Genomic DNA, 16,673 nt, shown 5'->3' with positions numbered 1-16,673 from the left:
CACACCGTAACAAAGGAGTCCGCCTATGCTGCACATTAAGAAAATTGAAGATGGTATAGACCTTTATAAAGCCCTGGGGTCTGATCTTCGTATCCAGATCATTAAGCTGCTGCTGGAAAAGGGCGAAATGAATATGAACGAGATCGCCGGAAGTCTGGGGATCACCAACGGAGCTCTTACCAGCCACATAAAGAAGCTGGAAGAATGTGGACTGGTCAGCGTTCTCTCCGAGCATGAAGGCCACGGCAACCAGAAACTCTGCCGGGTCCACACAGACAGGATCCTCATTGATGTTATGCCCCAGGTTCCGGAAGAGAACAAAAATCTTTACTCCGTAGACATTCCAGTAGGCCAGTATACCGATTATCAGGTGTCTCCCACCTGCGGCATTGCCTCCCGGAAAAGCCTCATCGGAGAAGTGGACGATCCCAGATATTTTGCCCATCCCCAACGGACCCATGCTGGAATCCTCTGGTTCTCCAAGGGATATGTAGAATATCTTATCCCAAACTTTCTCCCGCCCCACTGTCAGGTAGAGCAGCTCATCCTCTATGTGGAAATAGCCTCAGAAGCTCCCGGAACCAACAATGACTGGCCCTCAGACATTGCTTTTTTCCTCAATGAAATTCCCATCGGCACCTGGACCAGTCCTGGAGATTTCGGAGATGTTCACGGACTTTTTACCCCCAGCTGGTGGCTTCCTGCCTGGAACCAGTACGGCCTTCTAAAGACCCTGATCGTTAATAAAAACGGCACCTTTATAGATGGTCTGAAGATTTCCGATGTCACCATTGAGCAGTTCGCCCTAGATCACAAAAGCCCTCTGAAATTTAAGTTTATGGTGTCTGACAATGCAGTTCACACAGGAGGCCTTACCTTATTCGGCAAAGGCTTTGGAAACTACAACCAGGACATCCATGTGGTAGTTTCCTATTCACCGGACTGAAATACCCTGCTGCAAGCATCGGGATATTTGACCCTTGCGGCAGGAATAAAAAGGACCATCCTGTGAGACCCGGCAGTTTCTGCTGCTCACAGGATGGTCTTTTGTCTATGTATTATCCCTTAACAGCTCCTGCTGTCATACCTTCGATAAAGTATCTCTGGAAGCAGATAAACAAGATAAAGATCGGGATGATAGAGAATACCGATCCTACAACCAGAAGGCTGTAGTTATCTCCATATGGATTGATCAGTGTATTCAGACCAATCGTCAGTGTGTACTTCTCTGAAGAACGGATTACCAGCAGCGGCCACATGTAGTTATTCCATGCGTTCATACCGTTTAAGATCGCCATAGCTGAAAATGCAGGCTTCATAATTGGGGCAATCAGTTTAAAGAAAATACCATATTCTGTACATCCGTCAATACGTCCTGCTTCAATCAGGGATTTAGGCAATCCCAGCAGATACTGGCGGAAGAAGAATATTGTAGATGCATGAGCCAGGAAAGGCAGTATGATTGATACATAGCTGTCCATCATTCCCCACTTAGAGATCTGGCTGTACAGAGGCAGCATGATAACTTCGAAAGGAATAGACAGAATAATCAGCACGATCACAAAGAAGAAATTCTTTCCTTTAAAATCATAGGCTGCAAATCCATAAGCTACAAATGAGCTGACCAAAAGAGTAAGCACAACTGTGATCACTGTCAGTAATAAACTGTTTCCAAACCAGATCCAGTAATCATGATCTCCAGTAAACAGCAGTACCAGGCCTGCGGCGCAGGCGTAGCCCATAGCTCTCTTTTCAATACCCTGTCTGTACAGATATCCTACGATAGTCAGACCGATGTTCTGAGGTGAGTTGTTTCCTTTCCACAACATGAAGGACTCCAGGAACATGGATAGACCAGCGTAAATACTGATAGTCAGAACATATACGGTTGTCGGTTTCAGCAGCGGAACAGAAATCTTAACAAACTGCTGCCATTTGTTGGCCTCGTCAATAGAGGCTGCTTCATAAAGTTCCGTATCGATGCTCTGAAGTCCTGCCAGGAAGTACAGAATATTAACTCCGGTCCATCTCCAGCAGGCTACGATCAACAAAACTGCATATCCAGTCCACTCTCCCTTCAGCCATTTAATTGGTAGGCGTTTGCGAAACGCCTATTTCCATATATCGCTGAAAGGAGAAAAAATGAAAAAGATGTATACTCTTCCCCAGGAAGACATCCTGTGCAGAGACGGGCAGACCAGGGCATTTCTGCGCCCCTATACGAAAAACTGGAACAATCCAGAATCAGACAGCCTCCATCTGGAGTACAGTTATAACGGCAGAAACTGGTATAGCCTCAATGGAAACAACGGAATCTGGTTTCCTGATTATGGTTCTAAGCAGCTGTCTGAGCCTTCTATTTACAGTCTGAAAAATGGCAGCTATCTTATTACTGCCAGAGACGCCAAAGATTCCTCTCATATGTATTTCGCAGAGACAAAAGATTTCCTTTCCTTTACTGGAGCCGGTTATACCGGTATAGACTGGGACTTCAAAAATGAGAAAGAAATTTCCCTCTATCCTGACCTGGAAAACCGTCTGGAGATTCCTGTCTCTCTCCTGGAAACTTTGTTTCCTGTATATGGAAAACCGGAGCCTGTACTTCTGACAAAGACAGAATCTCTTTCTCTTAAAGCAGAGCCTGGAAAGATTCCTTCTCTCCCCGAGAAGATTTCTGTGGAATATTCCAACGGCGGAACTGAAGAACTTCCTGTAGAGTGGGAAGCAATCCCGGAAGGACTGCTCCAGACTCCGGGCAGATATACTGTAGAGGGGAAACTCCATCAGACCTTATTTGAAAAACCTCTGATCTACCATCGCGCTGATCCTTATATCTACAAACATACAGACGGAAAATATTATTTTACCGCCTCCTATACGGATATGGAACATAACCTGGATGGAAAATATCAGTACCTCTATATTATTCTCCGAAGGGCAGACACTTTAGAAGGCCTTGCAGACGGCTCCGATGCCTATGAAGAAAAAGTCATATATGAGAGAAAGCCCATCAACAATGGAACTATGAGTCCTCATATCTGGGCCCAGAAAACCAACAATATTTCCGATATTTTCATCGCCCAGCTTTCCAACCCCTGGACTCTGTGCACACCAGCTGTCCGGCTGACTCATCCGGAATATAACTGGGAGCTCCACGGTTTTCCTGTAGATGAAGGCCCGGGAGTGATCAAGCATAATGGACGTATCTTTATTACTTTTTCTGCCAGCGGCACAGATGCCATGTACTGTGTAGGACTTTTATACGCAGATGAGGACTCAGATCTGCTCAGCGCTTCCTCCTGGACAAAGCTGCCTTATCCTGTATTCCAGAGCAGCAGAGAAACAGGACAGTACGGCCTGGGCCACAACAGCTTTACAAAGTCTGACGACGATTCCCAGGATCTTATCATCTACCATGGACGTCAGGAAGAGCAGTATCTTGTGGAAGAGGATTATCAGCCTCTTTATGATGCCGGAAGAAATGCTTCCGTGGGAAAAATCTATTGGGATAAAAACGGCATGCCGGATTTCTCTGTTCCGGCAATGGGAATTGTATGCAGTGAAGACAGGCTGAAAGTGAAAGCGGAAATTATTGTAGAATAGCTTAGGATTCTTATACAAAATAAAACAGGACTCTTCATGAAACATTCTATTCTTTGTTTCGTGAAGAGTCCTGTTTTTATGAAACATAAGTATCTAAAAGTTTTTCCACAGCTCCATAATACCCTTCCGGATCCTTATCCTGGCATTGGGCGTGTCCCGCCCCTTCTACAATGAGCAGCTCTTTCGGACAGGCCGCCTCTTGGTAAAGTTCCCGGGACATTTCCACAGAAATCATCTGATCCTGATCTCCATGTATAAATAGTGTAGGGATGCTGCTTTTCTTCACCGCCTCCAGGGCAGAAGCATCCTTCAAGTCATAGCCTCCTCTGAGCTGGAGCATGAGATTGGCAGTGTCCAGAATAGGAAAAGCCGGAAGGTGAAACCACTGGACGATTTTTTCCTGAAACATAGTATATGCATCTGTATAGGCGCAGTCTGAGACAACTGCCTTTACATTTTCCGGCAGGTCTTCTTCTCCTGTCATCATCAAAGCACAGGCCGCTCCCATAGACTGTCCGTGGATAACGATTTCTGCCTCAGGGTCCTGTTCCAGTATGTAGTCCAGCCAGAGCATATTATCTCTCCTGTCTGTCCAGCCCATTCCGATGAAGTCTCCTTCACTTTCTCCCTGACACCGCATGTCAGGAGCGAGCACATGATAGCCTCGCTGGTTATACCACATGGCAAAGGGATACATAGCCTCTTTCCATCCCGTATACCCGTGAAGGAGGAGTACCCACTTATGGCTCTCTTCTTCTGTATACACTTCCTGGGCCACCAGCTTATACCCTTCTTCTGTTTCTTTCGTCAATTTCTGTCCATGAGCATTCTTCGCCCATTCCCTGGTTTCTTCCCAGGACTTTTGGTACTGCTGCTGTATGTCGCTGGTATGTACCAGGGCATTTACACTATCCTCGGTAATCCTGGAAAAAGCCTCCAGCCGTTCCATAAAAGAAGGAACCAGGGCCGCACTTACAAGGATATTAGCCAGACCTATATACAGAAGAAACAGCACCGCTAAAACCACAGGCAAAATTCTTTTAAGTCTCTTTTTTTTCTTCATTCTCTTTCAGTCCTGTTATTTTTAATGCAATATTTTCCAATATCCTTTTCTGTCTGATCCTACACGCTCAATAATGCCCTTTTCTTTCAGGCTTTTTAAGCGGGCAGCTACCGTTTTCCTGCTGATTTCCATTTTCTCAGCCAACTGCAGCATTGTATATCCTGGGTCTTCCAGCAACAGTCCCAAAAGTTCCCGTTCTTTTTCAGTCACCTTTTCAGTCACCCTTTCAGTCACCTTTTCAGTCACCTTTTCAGTCACCTTTTTGACCGCAGATCCAACAACCCTATCCTCAGGAGCAGTAAATTTAATCATAATGTCCCCAGGATTAATCGTATATTCCGGTTGAGGTACTCCATCATTCTCACAGGCGGAACAAATCTTTTCAATCCCCCGTCCCCAGCTCTCAATAAACCCAGCCAAGTAAAACACATGAGCAATATTAGGATTATATGGACTGGATGCATGCTTTTTCATTAAATTTTCCAATGTCCAATTTTCAGGAAGACAGCCGCAATTCGCAATATATAATTTATCTTCATACACGCTGATCTGAATGGGGATTCCAGATTGATACTGTTTATGGCATATAGCATTCAGCAGTGCTTCTCTTAAGGCCTCTTCCGGTACAAAATACCGTTCAATTCTCTGCATGCCTTCATATGTGATTTTCGCTTTCATGTACTTTAAATACAGCACTTCTACAGTCTTATCAATCTGCTCCAGTATGGAGCCATGAATCTCATCCTGATAAAGCAGGTCGGCATCTGTCTCAAAATATCCTATTTTAATATACGAGCCCAACTGCCATCTCTCCGGATTTTTCCCAAAGAGCAGCATAGCTGCATTTGTCAGATAAGAACCGTTTATAAGATGTAATTTTTCTAAAAGCATCTCTTTTGGCTCTTCTAACACACTTTTGTCTATACGCCCTTTTCTTGTCGCCCATTGTTTAAAATGCTTAACAGTCTCCTCGTCTATATCCTTCATGGTAAATGCCGGAAGCGGCTGATTGTCCCATGTCACTCCACGCTTTCGCATTAAAAATGCTTCTAGTGCAGGCCCAGATAATATCTGGCGCGTACTCCCACTGCGATAATAATATACTCCTTTGCAGGAAATACCTATAGGATATGTCGGGACATCAATCTCAATGTATTCTTTGTCATCACTTTCATACAGATTGACACCTACGATAATACCCATAGTATCTCTGATTTTATTCGGGATATCTTCCAAAAGTTTATGGGCATTTGGCAGCCCGACGACATTCCCATAGTCATCACATCCGATGTAAATCTTTCCACCCTGTGCATTAGCAAATCCGCAGATCCATTCCAGATACTCATCTTTCCATTTAGCTTTCCATTCAATATTCTGGCTTTCGGGCATTGCAAATTTTCAACTCCTTTTATTTCGGCAGAATCTTTAACTTGGATTTGATTATAGCATTTCCATTTTTTACAGTAAATCGTTAATTCCCAAAAATTATTTTGTTTCCATTTTTGCATAACAGCGAAGGCTGCCCCATCCCCAACGTCCTCCAGGCAGATGCTCTGTTCTGCATCTAGCATCTCCCAAAGAGTCCGTCAGCATGTGACAGCCTTTCTCTGAAATTTTCTATTTTCTCAGATATTATCGAAGGCCTAAGTCATCTTCCTTCTCAAAAGCACGATTCCGTTTTCCGGCTTTTTTACTGTAAATGCCAGATATCCTCATTGTACTGTTTAATTGTTCTGTCTGAGGAGAAGAATCCTGCCTTTGCAATGTTGATCAAAGCTTTTTTCTGCCATGCTTTCTGATCTTCATAGTCTGCATAGATTTTTTCCTTGGTCTCAATATACTCTCTGGTATCCAGAAGAGTCATGAACCAGTCTTTGCCTACCAGTTCTTTGTGAAGTCTTGTAAGGCTTTCCTTATCGCCGATAGCCAGCAGTTCTTTTCCTACGATAAAGTCTACCAGCTTATGGATCAGCTTATCTTTCTTGTAAATATCCTCTGAACAGTAAGCTTCTTCTGCATACAGATCGATGACTTCCTGTGGGCGTTTTCCGAAGATATAGATATTCTCATCTCCTACCAGGTCCCGGATTTCTACATTGGCTCCGTCTTCAGTTCCCAGAGTCAGGGCGCCGTTGAGCATGAACTTCATATTTCCTGTTCCGGAAGCTTCTTTAGATGCCAGAGAAATCTGCTCAGAAATGTCTGCTGCAGGAATTACCTTGGCAGCTTTAGAAACATTGTAATTCTCGATCATCAGCACACGGAAATATGGTTTCACCTCCGGATCATTTTCAATCAGGTCGTGGAGGCAGAGGATCAGGTGGATGATATCCTTTGCGATCACGTAAGCAGGAGCAGCCTTAGCTCCAAAAATCATGGTAATCGGAGTTTTCGGCTTATTTCCAGCTTTGATATCCAGATATTTATAAATGGCATACAGAGCGTTCATCTGCTGACGTTTGTACTCATGGAGACGTTTTACCTGAACGTCAAAGATAGAGTTTTCGTCCAGATCCATATCCTGGGTCTCTTTCATAAATTTCTTAAACTCCAGCTTTTTACCTACCTTGATCTGGGCCAGTTTCTCTAATACTTTCTCGTCATCTTTGTAAGCCAGCAATTTTTCCAGCTCATCTGCATTCTTCTTGAATCCAGGTCCGATAAGAGACTCAATATAGGCGCTCAGCTCTCTGTTGCAGTGGAGGAGCCAACGGCGGAAAGTAATGCCGTTTGTCTTGTTGTTAAACTTCTCCGGATAGATTTTGTAGAAGTTGTTCAGCTCTGTATTTTTCAGAATCTCTGTGTGAAGAGCTGCCACACCGTTTACAGAAAATCCATAGTGGATATCCATGTGGGCCATATGGACTCTCTCGTCTTCATCAATAATGTACACAGACTCGTCTGCATATTTCTCTCTTACTCTCTCATCCAGCTCTTTGATGATAGGAAGAAGGTGAGGAACCACTTCCTCCAGATAATCCATGGGCCATTTTTCCAGAGCTTCTGCCAGGATGGTGTGGTTTGTATAAGCGCAGGTCTTGCTCACAACTTCCACTGCTTCATCCATGGTAAATCCTTTTCCAGTAAGCAGACGGATCAGTTCAGGAATAACCATAGAAGGATGGGTGTCGTTAATCTGGATCACTACATGCTCGTTCAGTTTATGCAGGTCATAGCCTTTGTCCTCACACTCTTTCAGGATCAGCTGAGCCCCGCAGCTTACCATGAAATACTGCTGGTAGATACGCAGTTTGCGGCCTGCATCGTCAGAATCATCTGGATAGAGAAACAGGGTAAGGTTCTTCTGGATCTTTTCTTTATCGAAGTCAATGCTGTCTTCGGGTACCAGGCTTTCGTCAATGGTGTCCACATCAAAAAGATGGAGACGGTTGCATCCGGACTCATAACCTGGAACATCGATATCATATAAAACAGAGTTCAGGGTGAAATCCTTAAAAGGCACCTGGAAGGTCTCAGGCTGACGCACCAGCCAGCTCTCCTGGGTAAGCCATGGATTTTTCACTTCTTTCTGTTTGTGGTCTTTAAACATCTGCTGGAACAGGCCAAAGTGGTAGTTCAGGCCGATGCCGTCTCCCGGAAGTCCCAGGGTAGCAATGGAATCCAGGAAGCAGGCTGCCAGACGGCCCAGTCCGCCGTTTCCTAAAGAAGGCTCCAGCTCCAGTTCTTCGATCTCGCACAGTTTCTGTCCGTGTTTTTCCAGAACTTTTTCCACTTCCTCATAGAGGCCCAGATTGATCAGATTGTTGGACAGCAGTTTTCCGATAAGAAATTCTGCGGAAATGTAATAGAGTTTTTTATTTCCCTGATTTTTTGGAAGCTTCTGTGTCTCCTCTTTTGTAAGGCTCATTAAAGCCTGGAAAAGCTCTGCCTGACTGCAGTTATCCAGATTTTTTCCGAATTTTTCATTTAACAGTGTCTGTAATCTTTTTTCCATGATATTTTCCTCCTGAAAATCTTTCCAAAGCTGTCGCATTAATCAAAATCGAGAACGTTTATACATTTTATTGCTCAGTCTGTGCCGCTTTGAGCCTACGGTCTCAAAGCTATGCTCGACAAATTCGCATAAAATGTATAAATATTCCTGACATATGACTAATGTGACAGCCCCTTTTTATATGGGGTTACAGTTTTTTTTTGCTGTAGACTCTCTTATGAGCAGCTCCCCTTCAAAAATCTGCTTTTTGGGCTTTTCTTTGCCTTTGATCATGTTAAAAAGCAGATCCGCAGAAGCGGAGGCAATCTTTTCCACCGGCTGGCGGATAGTGGTAAGGCTGGGAATATAATAAGCTCCCATGTCCATACCGTCGAATCCCGCTACAGAGCAGTCTCCGGGAATATCCAGTCCGGCTTCTTTCAGGGCCCTGCAGGCTCCTATTGCCAGAGTATCCGAAGTTGCATATAAAGCCGTAAAGTCTCTTTTCTCCAGAAGCTTCTTGGCCATGCGGTAGCCTGTAGCAAAAGAATACCGGTCTTCTGTGGCATCCATATATGCCACCAGCTCCTCCCGAAATGGGATTCCATGTTCTTCAAGAGCCTTCTGATAGCCCATAAGTCTCAGTTTTCCGATACTCTCATCTTCTCTTGGTGCAGTAAGAAGGGCAATCTTCTCATGCCCCAGGCCCAGAAGGTACTCTGTCATCTTCCGGCTTTCCAGAAAGTCATCTACAGATACAGTTCCAAAGCTCTGCTCCTGGTCGCCATATGTACAGATGGTGCTGAGAACGCAGGGAATTCCCAGCTGTTGGATTTTTTCTCTGGGATGTGAAAAATTACCTCCCAGAAAGATCATGCCTCTGGGCTTTTTCTCCTTTGCCACATACAGGGCCACATCCAGCTCATTATCCTGTTCCTCCACATGCTGGAGGATACAGCTGTATCCTTTTTTCTCACATTCCCGTTCCAGGCCGCTTACCAGTTCTCCAAAAAAAGTATTTTCCAGACCCTTTACCAGTACCGCAATGGCTCTGGCATCCGAGCGCTTCAGATTTCTGGCGCTGTTATTTGGAATATAATTGGACTCTGCGATCACCCGCAGGATCATGTCCTTTGTTTCCTGGTTGATATCCGGGTGGTTATTCATGGCTCTGGATACGGTGCTTACGCCTACCCCGCATTTTTTTGCAATATCTTTGATGGTCATTCCTGCCATTTAAAATCCCGCCTTTATAAAAACTCAGCTTACAGCCTGCCGTAAAGCTTTGTCATATCATACATTCTTCCTGTGATCTCATGGGTGATCTGGCCTTTTAAAAGTCTCCACTTCCAGTTAATGCCCAGAGTGGAAGGCCGATTGATCCTTGCTTCTCCTCCCAGGCAGAGGAATTCCTGTATAGGAGTGATCGCCAGGTCAGCCACAGAAGCCATAGACAGCCGGATGAAATCCCAGGGCATATCTTCTTTTCTGGTATACCGGTTGTTCAGATATCTCTCCGCCAGGAGCCTGTCCTCGGGAGCCATCTCGTCCAGCCATCCCAGGATCGTGTTATTATCATGAGTACCTGTGTATACCACACAGTTATGATCATAATTATGGGGCAGATAATCGCTTTCCTCTCTGGAGTCAAAAGCAAACTGCAGCACCTTCATTCCCGGATAACCTGTATCCTTTACTAACTGTCTTACACTGTCGGTAAGGTATCCCAGATCCTCTGCAATAATCGCCGTATCACCCATGGCTTCCTTCACTGCCTTAAACAGTTTCAGTCCAGGGCCTTTTTTCCATTCTCCAAACTCTGCTGTCTTATCACCGTAAGGGATGGCGTAATACTCGTCAAATCCCCGGAAGTGGTCTACCCGGACCACATCGTAAAGTTTATAGCAGTATTCCAGTCTCTGTATCCACCAGGCGAATCCTGTTTTCTCATGGTATTCCCAGTCATAGAGAGGATTTCCCCAGAGCTGCCCTGTAGCTGCAAAAGCGTCGGGGGGACAGCCGGCCACAGCTGTAGGCGTGCATTCCTCGTCAAACTGGAAAAGTTCCGGATTTGCCCATGCATCGGCACTGTCAAAAGCTACATAAATGGGAATATCTCCAATGATGCGGATTCCCTGGTCATTGGCATATTTTTTCAGTTTTGTCCACTGTTTTGCGAACTCATACTGCTGAAAACGGATAAACTGGATCTCATCTTTCAGCTCTTCTCTCTTCTCTTCCAGGATCTCAGGAACTCTTCTCTTCAGCCCGTCAGGCCATTCACTCCAGCTGATGCCGCCCAGGCTGTTTTTAATCCCCATGTAGAGGGCGTAATCTTCCAGCCACTCCTTGTTTTCTTCTGTAAATCTTTCAAAATCCTCTCCAGGCGCAAAGCGTTCAAAAGCTTTCCGAAGAATCTTAAATCTGGAAAAATATATCTTCTCGTAATCGATAAATTCTGCATTATCTCCAAAGTCACAGGCATCACATTCCTGCTTTGCGAGCAGCCCCTCTTCAATAAGAGTTTCTAAATCAATAAAATACGGATTTCCTGCAAAGGTAGAAAAAGACTGATAAGGAGAATCCCCGTATCCTGTAGGTCCTAATGGAAGAATCTGCCAGTTCTTCTGTCCCCCTGCTTTTAACTGATCCACAAATTCATAGGCTTCCCTGGAAAAACAGCCAATCCCGTAATTAGATGGAAGACTGGCCACTGGAAGCAGCACACCGCTTTCTCTCATGATCCCTCTCCTTTTCGTATCTGGCGAACCCACAGATTTGCAGATAAACCGCAATGAGATATGAGTGGGTCCGGTTTCTGGTAACGGTATCGGTAACGTTTCCGATACTTTCTATGGTTAATCTAACACAGGTTGCGAAAAGATGCAAGTAGGTAATGTTTAACAAATTTTATGCCGGGAATTTGGTCGATATGACTGAATAGATTCTATTCCCGTCCGTTTCTCCGATTAACAATAGCCAGGAGACGGAAAAGCTGTGTAAGAGACACCGCCAGAGCCGCCACATAGGTAAGGGCCGCAGCAGTAAGTACTTTTCTGGCTCCTGAAAGCTCTTCTTCTGTTAAAATATGGGCATTCTCAATAGCCCTGAGTGCTCTCCTGCTGGCGTCAAACTCTACCGGAAGAGTGATCACCTGGAACAAAGTTGAAAGTCCAAAGCAGAACACTCCAAGATAAGCCATTTTTCCCATTTCTGAACCCTGTCCCGCAAAGAGCAGGCCTATGAGGATCAGAGGAAGGGCCAGGCGGGAGCCGATATTGGTCACTGGTATAATGGCATTTCGGATCTTAATAGGCAGATATCCCCGGGCATACTGAATGGCGTGGCCCGCCTCATGGGCTGCCACGCCGATAGCTGCCGTGGACGTCTGGTCACAGACACTATCCGAAAGCCGTATAACATTGATCCTGGGGTCATAGTGGTCGGTAAGACTTCCTCCTGTCCTTTCTATCTGTACCTGATACACCTCCTCAGCTTCCAGAACTCTCCTGGCCGCCTGACTTCCGGAAAGCCCTGACCTGGAAATCTGAGAAGAATATTTCTGAAATGTACTGCTGACTCTTGCACTGGCCCATATGGCAAAAATCACTGCAGGCAGTACCCAGAGAATGTAATAATAGTCGAAGAACATAGCGTGATTCCTTTCCGATGTATAATCGGTAATAGTATGTTCTCCTGAGGTCATTATCATTCCCGGATTCAAAAAAAGTTTTCTGGAAGGAATTTCACAGAAATCAGAGGAGTCGATTATATCTGGCAAATCATGCTCACTGGCTTGCCCAGCATCATAAACTTACAAGAATTCTATTGCTAAGATGTCAACTGTACAATAGACTCCAGAGTACCGCTCATTTTGCGTTTTTTGAATTTTTGGCCGCAGGATTTGCCTCTAGACTACCTCTCATCTTGCAATTCTTAGATTCCCGGTGGTAGTTACCGGATACAAAAGTAAACCTGCCTATTTATCTTCGGATAAGTTAAGGATAAACTGCCGCCAGGAATACAAAAACCCCCTCGGACTGCCATCCGGGGGGCTTCATTTGATTATACCGTTATTTTCCTAGCCTCATGTTCTGCTGCAACTTCTTCCGGAGTCTTCTCTCTCAGTCTTGCAGCTCCATGGTAATCTTTTGTAGGGATCAGGTCTCCCTTTGCCAGATTTTCTTTTGCCTCTTTAATGGCCTCTGTATACTGGGGCAGCCATTTTTCCTGAGCTACCAGCATCTCGTCGATCATCTGCCAGATTTCCGGCGGATTGCACACTGCTCCTGTGAGAGGATCCATCATAGCAGCCTGTTTCAGAAGCTTTACATCACCATGGACAGCAGCCTCTACTGCCAGTTTCTGTACCCAGATGGACTGAGAGCACACTGCTGCACAGCCTAGTGGAAGGTCGCCTACCTTTGGCACGCTGATTCCGTTTCCATCTACATAACAGGGAACTTCTACTACTGATTCATAAGGCAGGTTGGTAATGCAGCCTTCATTCATCATGTTAAAATGTCCACGGTACATTCTTCCTGTTTCCAGAGATTCTATAATGTAAGAGCAGTGCTCCTTGCCCCTCTCGGAACCGTCCAGTTTCTTAGGTTCTTCCTTCAAAATCTTTGGATAGTCTGTCTCAAACCAGTTTCTTTCCTCTCGGGTAACCCGCAGGTATCCTCCTGTTTCTCCGTTAATCCAGTTATCCAGATTGATCCAGTCTTTAATTTCATCCGGACGTTTCCGATACCAGGCTACATACTCAGAAAGGTGTCCGTTAGATTCTGTGGAATAATAGCCAAAACGCTTCAGCATATCAATCCTTACCTTTTCCTCTTCCCGGAATTTCTCATGGTTTTCAAATCCTTCCAGAAGTTTTGGAATCATATCTTCTCCATGATGTTTCACAGAAATATACCAGGTCTGATGGTTGATGCCTGCACAGATAATATCCAGCTCTTCTCTGGGAATTCCAAGGACCTCGGCAATCTGCATTTCTCCATGGATTTCTCCATGGCACAGACCAATAGTCTTTACTCCGCCATATTTATTGCAGGCCCAGGTAGCCATAGCGTTAGGATTGGAATAGTTCAGCATAATCGCTCCCGGTTCTGCCACTTCCCGGATATCTTTGCAGAAGTTCAGCATTTCTGCGATAACTCTCTGTCCATACATGATGCCTCCTGTGCACAGAGTATCTCCCACGCACTGGTCTACACCGTATTTCAGAGGAATCTCAATATCCGTCTCAAAGGCCTCCAGTCCTCCGATACGGACGCAGTTTACGATATACCTGGCGTCTCGGAATGCCTCTCTTCTGTCAGTAGTGGCGAAAATTTTCACTGGAATTCCATTGGCATCCAGGTCCCTCTGGCACAGGGCTCTGGTCTTTTCCAGATTGTCTTCGTTAATGTCAGTAAATGCCACCTCAATATTGTGGAATTCCGGAACCGACATAATATCCGTAAATAAAGTTCTGGCAAAAACCAGGCTTCCTGCTCCGATAAATGCAACTTTAAAGCTCATAATAAACCTCCCGTTTCTTTTGTTTTGTCCATTATAACTTCTGGTCTTTTTCTATGTGCAACCTATTGACCTGTTTCTTCTAAAATGCAATATATTGCCGCATTTAATTTTTTGTGCTACACTGATAGAAGCATCAGTCCCAGCCTGGCTGCTGAAGTTTCAAGCTGCCGGAGCTGTAAGCAGGAGGTTTTTCATTATGTCAGAAATTAAAGCTCTCTTTGGCGATATCACCGCTTTCTATGCCCTTTCCCTTCCCGAATTCCATATGTCTCCCCATTCTCACAGCAGTTTTGAGATTATGTATGTAACCGCAGGCAGCTGTACCATCCTATGCGGGGAAGAAGTATATCAGGTAACTCCCAACCATTTTGTCTTTATCGGCGCCAGGCTTCCGCACAGGCTGGAAATCCTGCCGGAACGCCCCTGCTCTATTCTAAATCTGGAATTCAGTTTTTCCTCTGAAAGGGGAAGTCTGCAGTTATCGGAACTCCTTGGTAAATCCAGGGATTTTCAGGAGTTTTGGAAGAAAATGCCGTCTTACTGCTGCGGCGGAGATATGCGGAACCTGGGATATTCCCTAAAGGATCTGATCTCTCATCTCCAGAAGGCTCCTGACAGTTCTGACGACTATCTCCTCTATCTCCTTTACTCCAGAACAATGACAGAATTGGCCTATTCCGTAATTCATGGGAAAGAAAACACCGGGCTCTATTATCTGAAAAAAGCCTGCGGCTATATTGACCAGAACATCCACGAAACCATACGGGTTCCGGAGCTGGCTGCCTATACAGGAATCAACAAGTCCTATCTCCAGTCTCTTTTCTCCAAAATTCTCGGATGCAGTATTATAGAATATGTAAACAAAAAGCGGATGGAAGAGGCTGCTTTTCTCCTGACCAACAGTTCTATGAGCATAACGGACATTGCCTTTTCCGTAGGCTATAACAGCCGGCAGCATTTTGCTCATACTTTCGAAAAGTTTTATGGGACCGGCCCTCTGTCCTACCGGCAGCTCCATGCCAGAAAGCTGACCGCAGATACAGGAAAAGAACAGTACATTCTGGAAAATACCGGAACTTCTTATCAAAAACTAATGGAATAGCTTCTCTAAACTGAAAGTTCACAGAATTTTCACTTGTTTTATTCGCTATAGGTGTTATAATATGCTTGTAACAAGAAAACAGTACTTGACAAACCTATTTGTATAACCCATTGCAAATTTGAAGGCTGTCGGGCAATCAGATTTTTGGAGGAAAAGTCAAATGAATACTTTAAAAGCTGAAAAAAGAGACATGTCCATCAAAGCAAAAAGATTAAGAAGAGAGGGATACGTTACCGGTAATGTATTTGGTAAAGAGATTAAAGGCTCTATCCCTATTAAACTTGAGAAATCCGCAGTAGACCGGCTGTTGAAGATCCACCGGAGAGGAAGCCAGGTAATGCTGGATGTAGACGGTGAGTCTATGGATGTACTGCTTAAAGAGATTAACTTTAACCCTCTGAAAGGGCAGGTTGATGAAATTGATTTCCAGGCCCTGGTAAAAGGCGAAAAAGTACAGTCCGTTGCTGAAGTTATTCTGGAAAATCATGACAAAGTTGCCAGCGGAGTCCTTCAGCTCCTTCTGGAAGAAGTTCCTTACAGAGCCCTGCCTGGAGACCTGATAGAAAAGGTTATGGTAGATGTGGGAAATCTGAAAGTCGGCGATTCTATTAAAGTCGGTGACTTGGATATGGCCAAGAATGAAAAAGTTGATCTGCTTATTGATCCTGAAACCATTATTGTTACCGTATCCGAATCCAGAAATGCAGTTGAAGAAGATACGGGCGAGGAGGCAGAAGGCGGAGAGGCGTAAGCCTCTTTCCGCCATTCACCTTTCCTCTTTCCAGGCCTTGATCTCCTCCAGACGCTCCTTTACTTTCTTCTCTTCTCCCTGGGTTGTAGGCCGGTAGTAAACTCTGTCTTTCAGGCTGTCCGGCATACACTGCATATGAGTCAGTTTTTCTTCTGTATTATGGGCGTATTCATATCCCTTTCCGTAATCCAGCTCTTTCATCAGTCTGGTAGGCGCATTTCTAAGAATCAGAGGCACCGGCTCCGCCTTCTTATTTTTCACATCTGTTTTACAGGATTCACAGGCTTTAAACAACGCGTTGGATTTCGGCGCCATCCTTCTGGCAAGCTCCGCCTGGTTCATAACCTCCCGGATTTCCTTGATACCGCTGGTCACTGCACTGAAATTAATAAACTGGGCCTTTGTCCTTCCCGCAATAATGCTGGCCAGAGTAGTTTTTCCCACCCCCGGAGGCCCCCAGAAGATCATGGAAGAAATCTGGTCCTTTTCAATCAGCTGCCGGAGGATCTTCCCTTTTCCCAGCAGGTGCTCCTGCCCTGCAAAATCTTCCAGGGAATCGGGACGCAGCCTGGTGGCAAGGGGCGCAGATTGCCCTCTGTCGTCAAATAATGACATCTGTTCCATTTCATACACCTCACTTTTCCCCTATCCAGATGAACGCTTTTCTTTCCTGGAAGCAGGGGAATCCTGT

General features: G+C 45.1%; 13 protein-coding genes. 4 read left to right on the top strand and 9 right to left on the bottom strand.

The annotated features are described in order from the left end of the window. Positions 1 to 25 precede the first annotated feature (25 nt). Positions 26 to 946, top strand: coding sequence for an ArsR/SmtB family transcription factor (locus B5G00_RS07675; RefSeq protein ID WP_087270949.1), 921 nt, complete (start codon positions 26 to 28; stop codon positions 944 to 946). Between the two features lie 112 nt (positions 947 to 1,058). Here the strand turns inward: B5G00_RS07675 and B5G00_RS07670 are convergent, their stop codons facing one another. Beyond that, positions 1,059 to 2,081 (bottom strand): ABC transporter permease, encoded by a 1,023-nt coding sequence (locus tag B5G00_RS07670; RefSeq protein WP_275532367.1) that lies wholly within the window; start codon positions 2,079 to 2,081, stop codon positions 1,059 to 1,061. 61 nt (positions 2,082 to 2,142) lie between these two features. On the opposite strand from B5G00_RS07670, the gene B5G00_RS07665 reads away from it, so the two are divergent. Further along, positions 2,143 to 3,603: a family 43 glycosylhydrolase gene (locus B5G00_RS07665; protein WP_087270944.1), complete on the top strand. Its 1,461-nt coding sequence runs from the start codon at positions 2,143 to 2,145 to the stop codon at positions 3,601 to 3,603. A 76-nt stretch (positions 3,604 to 3,679) separates the two neighbouring features. Here B5G00_RS07665 and B5G00_RS07660 read toward each other — a convergent pair whose 3' ends face one another. From B5G00_RS07660 to B5G00_RS07630, 7 genes are all read right to left on the bottom strand, one after another. Further along, complete coding sequence (locus tag B5G00_RS07660) at positions 3,680 to 4,666, bottom strand: alpha/beta hydrolase (protein ID WP_087270941.1); 987 nt, start codon at positions 4,664 to 4,666, stop codon at positions 3,680 to 3,682. 21 nt (positions 4,667 to 4,687) lie between these two features. Further along, entirely contained in the window at positions 4,688 to 6,055 is a 1,368-nt protein-coding gene (locus tag B5G00_RS07655; protein WP_087270938.1) for an ATP-binding protein, read from the bottom strand. Positions 6,056 to 6,356: 301 nt separating this feature from the next. Continuing rightward, on the bottom strand, positions 6,357 to 8,621 hold the full coding sequence (locus tag B5G00_RS07650) for a glycogen/starch/alpha-glucan phosphorylase (protein WP_087270935.1): 2,265 nt from the start codon (positions 8,619 to 8,621) through the stop codon (positions 6,357 to 6,359). 177 nt (positions 8,622 to 8,798) lie between these two features. Further along, positions 8,799 to 9,836 carry a LacI family DNA-binding transcriptional regulator gene (locus B5G00_RS07645; RefSeq protein ID WP_087270932.1) on the bottom strand — a complete coding sequence of 346 codons (1,038 nt, stop codon included), beginning with the start codon at positions 9,834 to 9,836 and terminating at the stop codon, positions 8,799 to 8,801. Positions 9,837 to 9,865: 29 nt separating this feature from the next. Then, entirely contained in the window at positions 9,866 to 11,341 is a 1,476-nt protein-coding gene (gene malQ, locus B5G00_RS07640; RefSeq protein ID WP_087270929.1) for a 4-alpha-glucanotransferase, read from the bottom strand. 206 nt (positions 11,342 to 11,547) lie between these two features. Then, entirely contained in the window at positions 11,548 to 12,306 is a 759-nt protein-coding gene (locus B5G00_RS07635; protein WP_242971314.1) for a zinc metallopeptidase, read from the bottom strand. Positions 12,307 to 12,665: 359 nt separating this feature from the next. Continuing rightward, a complete protein-coding gene (locus tag B5G00_RS07630; RefSeq protein ID WP_087270926.1) occupies positions 12,666 to 14,129 on the bottom strand; it encodes an alpha-glucosidase/alpha-galactosidase in 1,464 nt (487 codons plus the stop codon). A 196-nt stretch (positions 14,130 to 14,325) separates the two neighbouring features. On the opposite strand from B5G00_RS07630, the gene B5G00_RS07625 reads away from it, so the two are divergent. Beyond that, positions 14,326 to 15,231 (top strand): AraC family transcriptional regulator, encoded by a 906-nt coding sequence (locus tag B5G00_RS07625; protein ID WP_087270923.1) that lies wholly within the window; start codon positions 14,326 to 14,328, stop codon positions 15,229 to 15,231. Positions 15,232 to 15,391: 160 nt separating this feature from the next. Next, positions 15,392 to 15,982, top strand: coding sequence for a 50S ribosomal protein L25 (locus tag B5G00_RS07620; protein WP_087270920.1), 591 nt, complete (start codon positions 15,392 to 15,394; stop codon positions 15,980 to 15,982). Positions 15,983 to 15,997: 15 nt separating this feature from the next. On the opposite strand, the gene B5G00_RS07615 is transcribed toward B5G00_RS07620, so the two are convergent. Continuing rightward, positions 15,998 to 16,606, bottom strand: coding sequence for an AAA family ATPase (locus B5G00_RS07615; RefSeq protein WP_087271011.1), 609 nt, complete (start codon positions 16,604 to 16,606; stop codon positions 15,998 to 16,000). Positions 16,607 to 16,673 lie beyond the last annotated feature (67 nt).

Source organism: Blautia sp. An46, assembly GCF_002161645.1.
In the GTDB taxonomy this organism is placed as follows: domain Bacteria; phylum Bacillota; class Clostridia; order Lachnospirales; family Lachnospiraceae; genus Blautia; species Blautia ornithocaccae.
Note: the sequence above shows the minus strand (reverse complement) of the source record. Positions and strands in the feature narration are given on the sequence as shown.

What these genes read in the sequence shown, in the direction of transcription:
- B5G00_RS07675 (WP_087270949.1), top strand. Translation starts at nt 26, where the DNA reads ATGCTGCACATTAAGAAAATTGAAGATGGTATAGACCTTTATAAAGCC.
- B5G00_RS07665 (WP_087270944.1), top strand. Translation starts at nt 2,143, where the DNA reads ATGAAAAAGATGTATACTCTTCCCCAGGAAGACATCCTGTGCAGAGAC.
- B5G00_RS07660 (WP_087270941.1), bottom strand. Translation starts at nt 4,666, where the DNA reads ATGAAGAAAAAAAAGAGACTTAAAAGAATTTTGCCTGTGGTTTTAGCG.
- B5G00_RS07655 (WP_087270938.1), bottom strand. Translation starts at nt 6,055, where the DNA reads ATGCCCGAAAGCCAGAATATTGAATGGAAAGCTAAATGGAAAGATGAG.
- B5G00_RS07650 (WP_087270935.1), bottom strand. Translation starts at nt 8,621, where the DNA reads ATGGAAAAAAGATTACAGACACTGTTAAATGAAAAATTCGGAAAAAAT.
- B5G00_RS07645 (WP_087270932.1), bottom strand. Translation starts at nt 9,836, where the DNA reads ATGGCAGGAATGACCATCAAAGATATTGCAAAAAAATGCGGGGTAGGC.
- malQ (WP_087270929.1), bottom strand. Translation starts at nt 11,341, where the DNA reads ATGAGAGAAAGCGGTGTGCTGCTTCCAGTGGCCAGTCTTCCATCTAAT.
- B5G00_RS07635 (WP_242971314.1), bottom strand. Translation starts at nt 12,306, where the DNA reads ATGACCTCAGGAGAACATACTATTACCGATTATACATCGGAAAGGAAT.
- B5G00_RS07630 (WP_087270926.1), bottom strand. Translation starts at nt 14,129, where the DNA reads ATGAGCTTTAAAGTTGCATTTATCGGAGCAGGAAGCCTGGTTTTTGCC.
- B5G00_RS07625 (WP_087270923.1), top strand. Translation starts at nt 14,326, where the DNA reads ATGTCAGAAATTAAAGCTCTCTTTGGCGATATCACCGCTTTCTATGCC.
- B5G00_RS07620 (WP_087270920.1), top strand. Translation starts at nt 15,392, where the DNA reads ATGAATACTTTAAAAGCTGAAAAAAGAGACATGTCCATCAAAGCAAAA.
- B5G00_RS07615 (WP_087271011.1), bottom strand. Translation starts at nt 16,606, where the DNA reads ATGGAACAGATGTCATTATTTGACGACAGAGGGCAATCTGCGCCCCTT.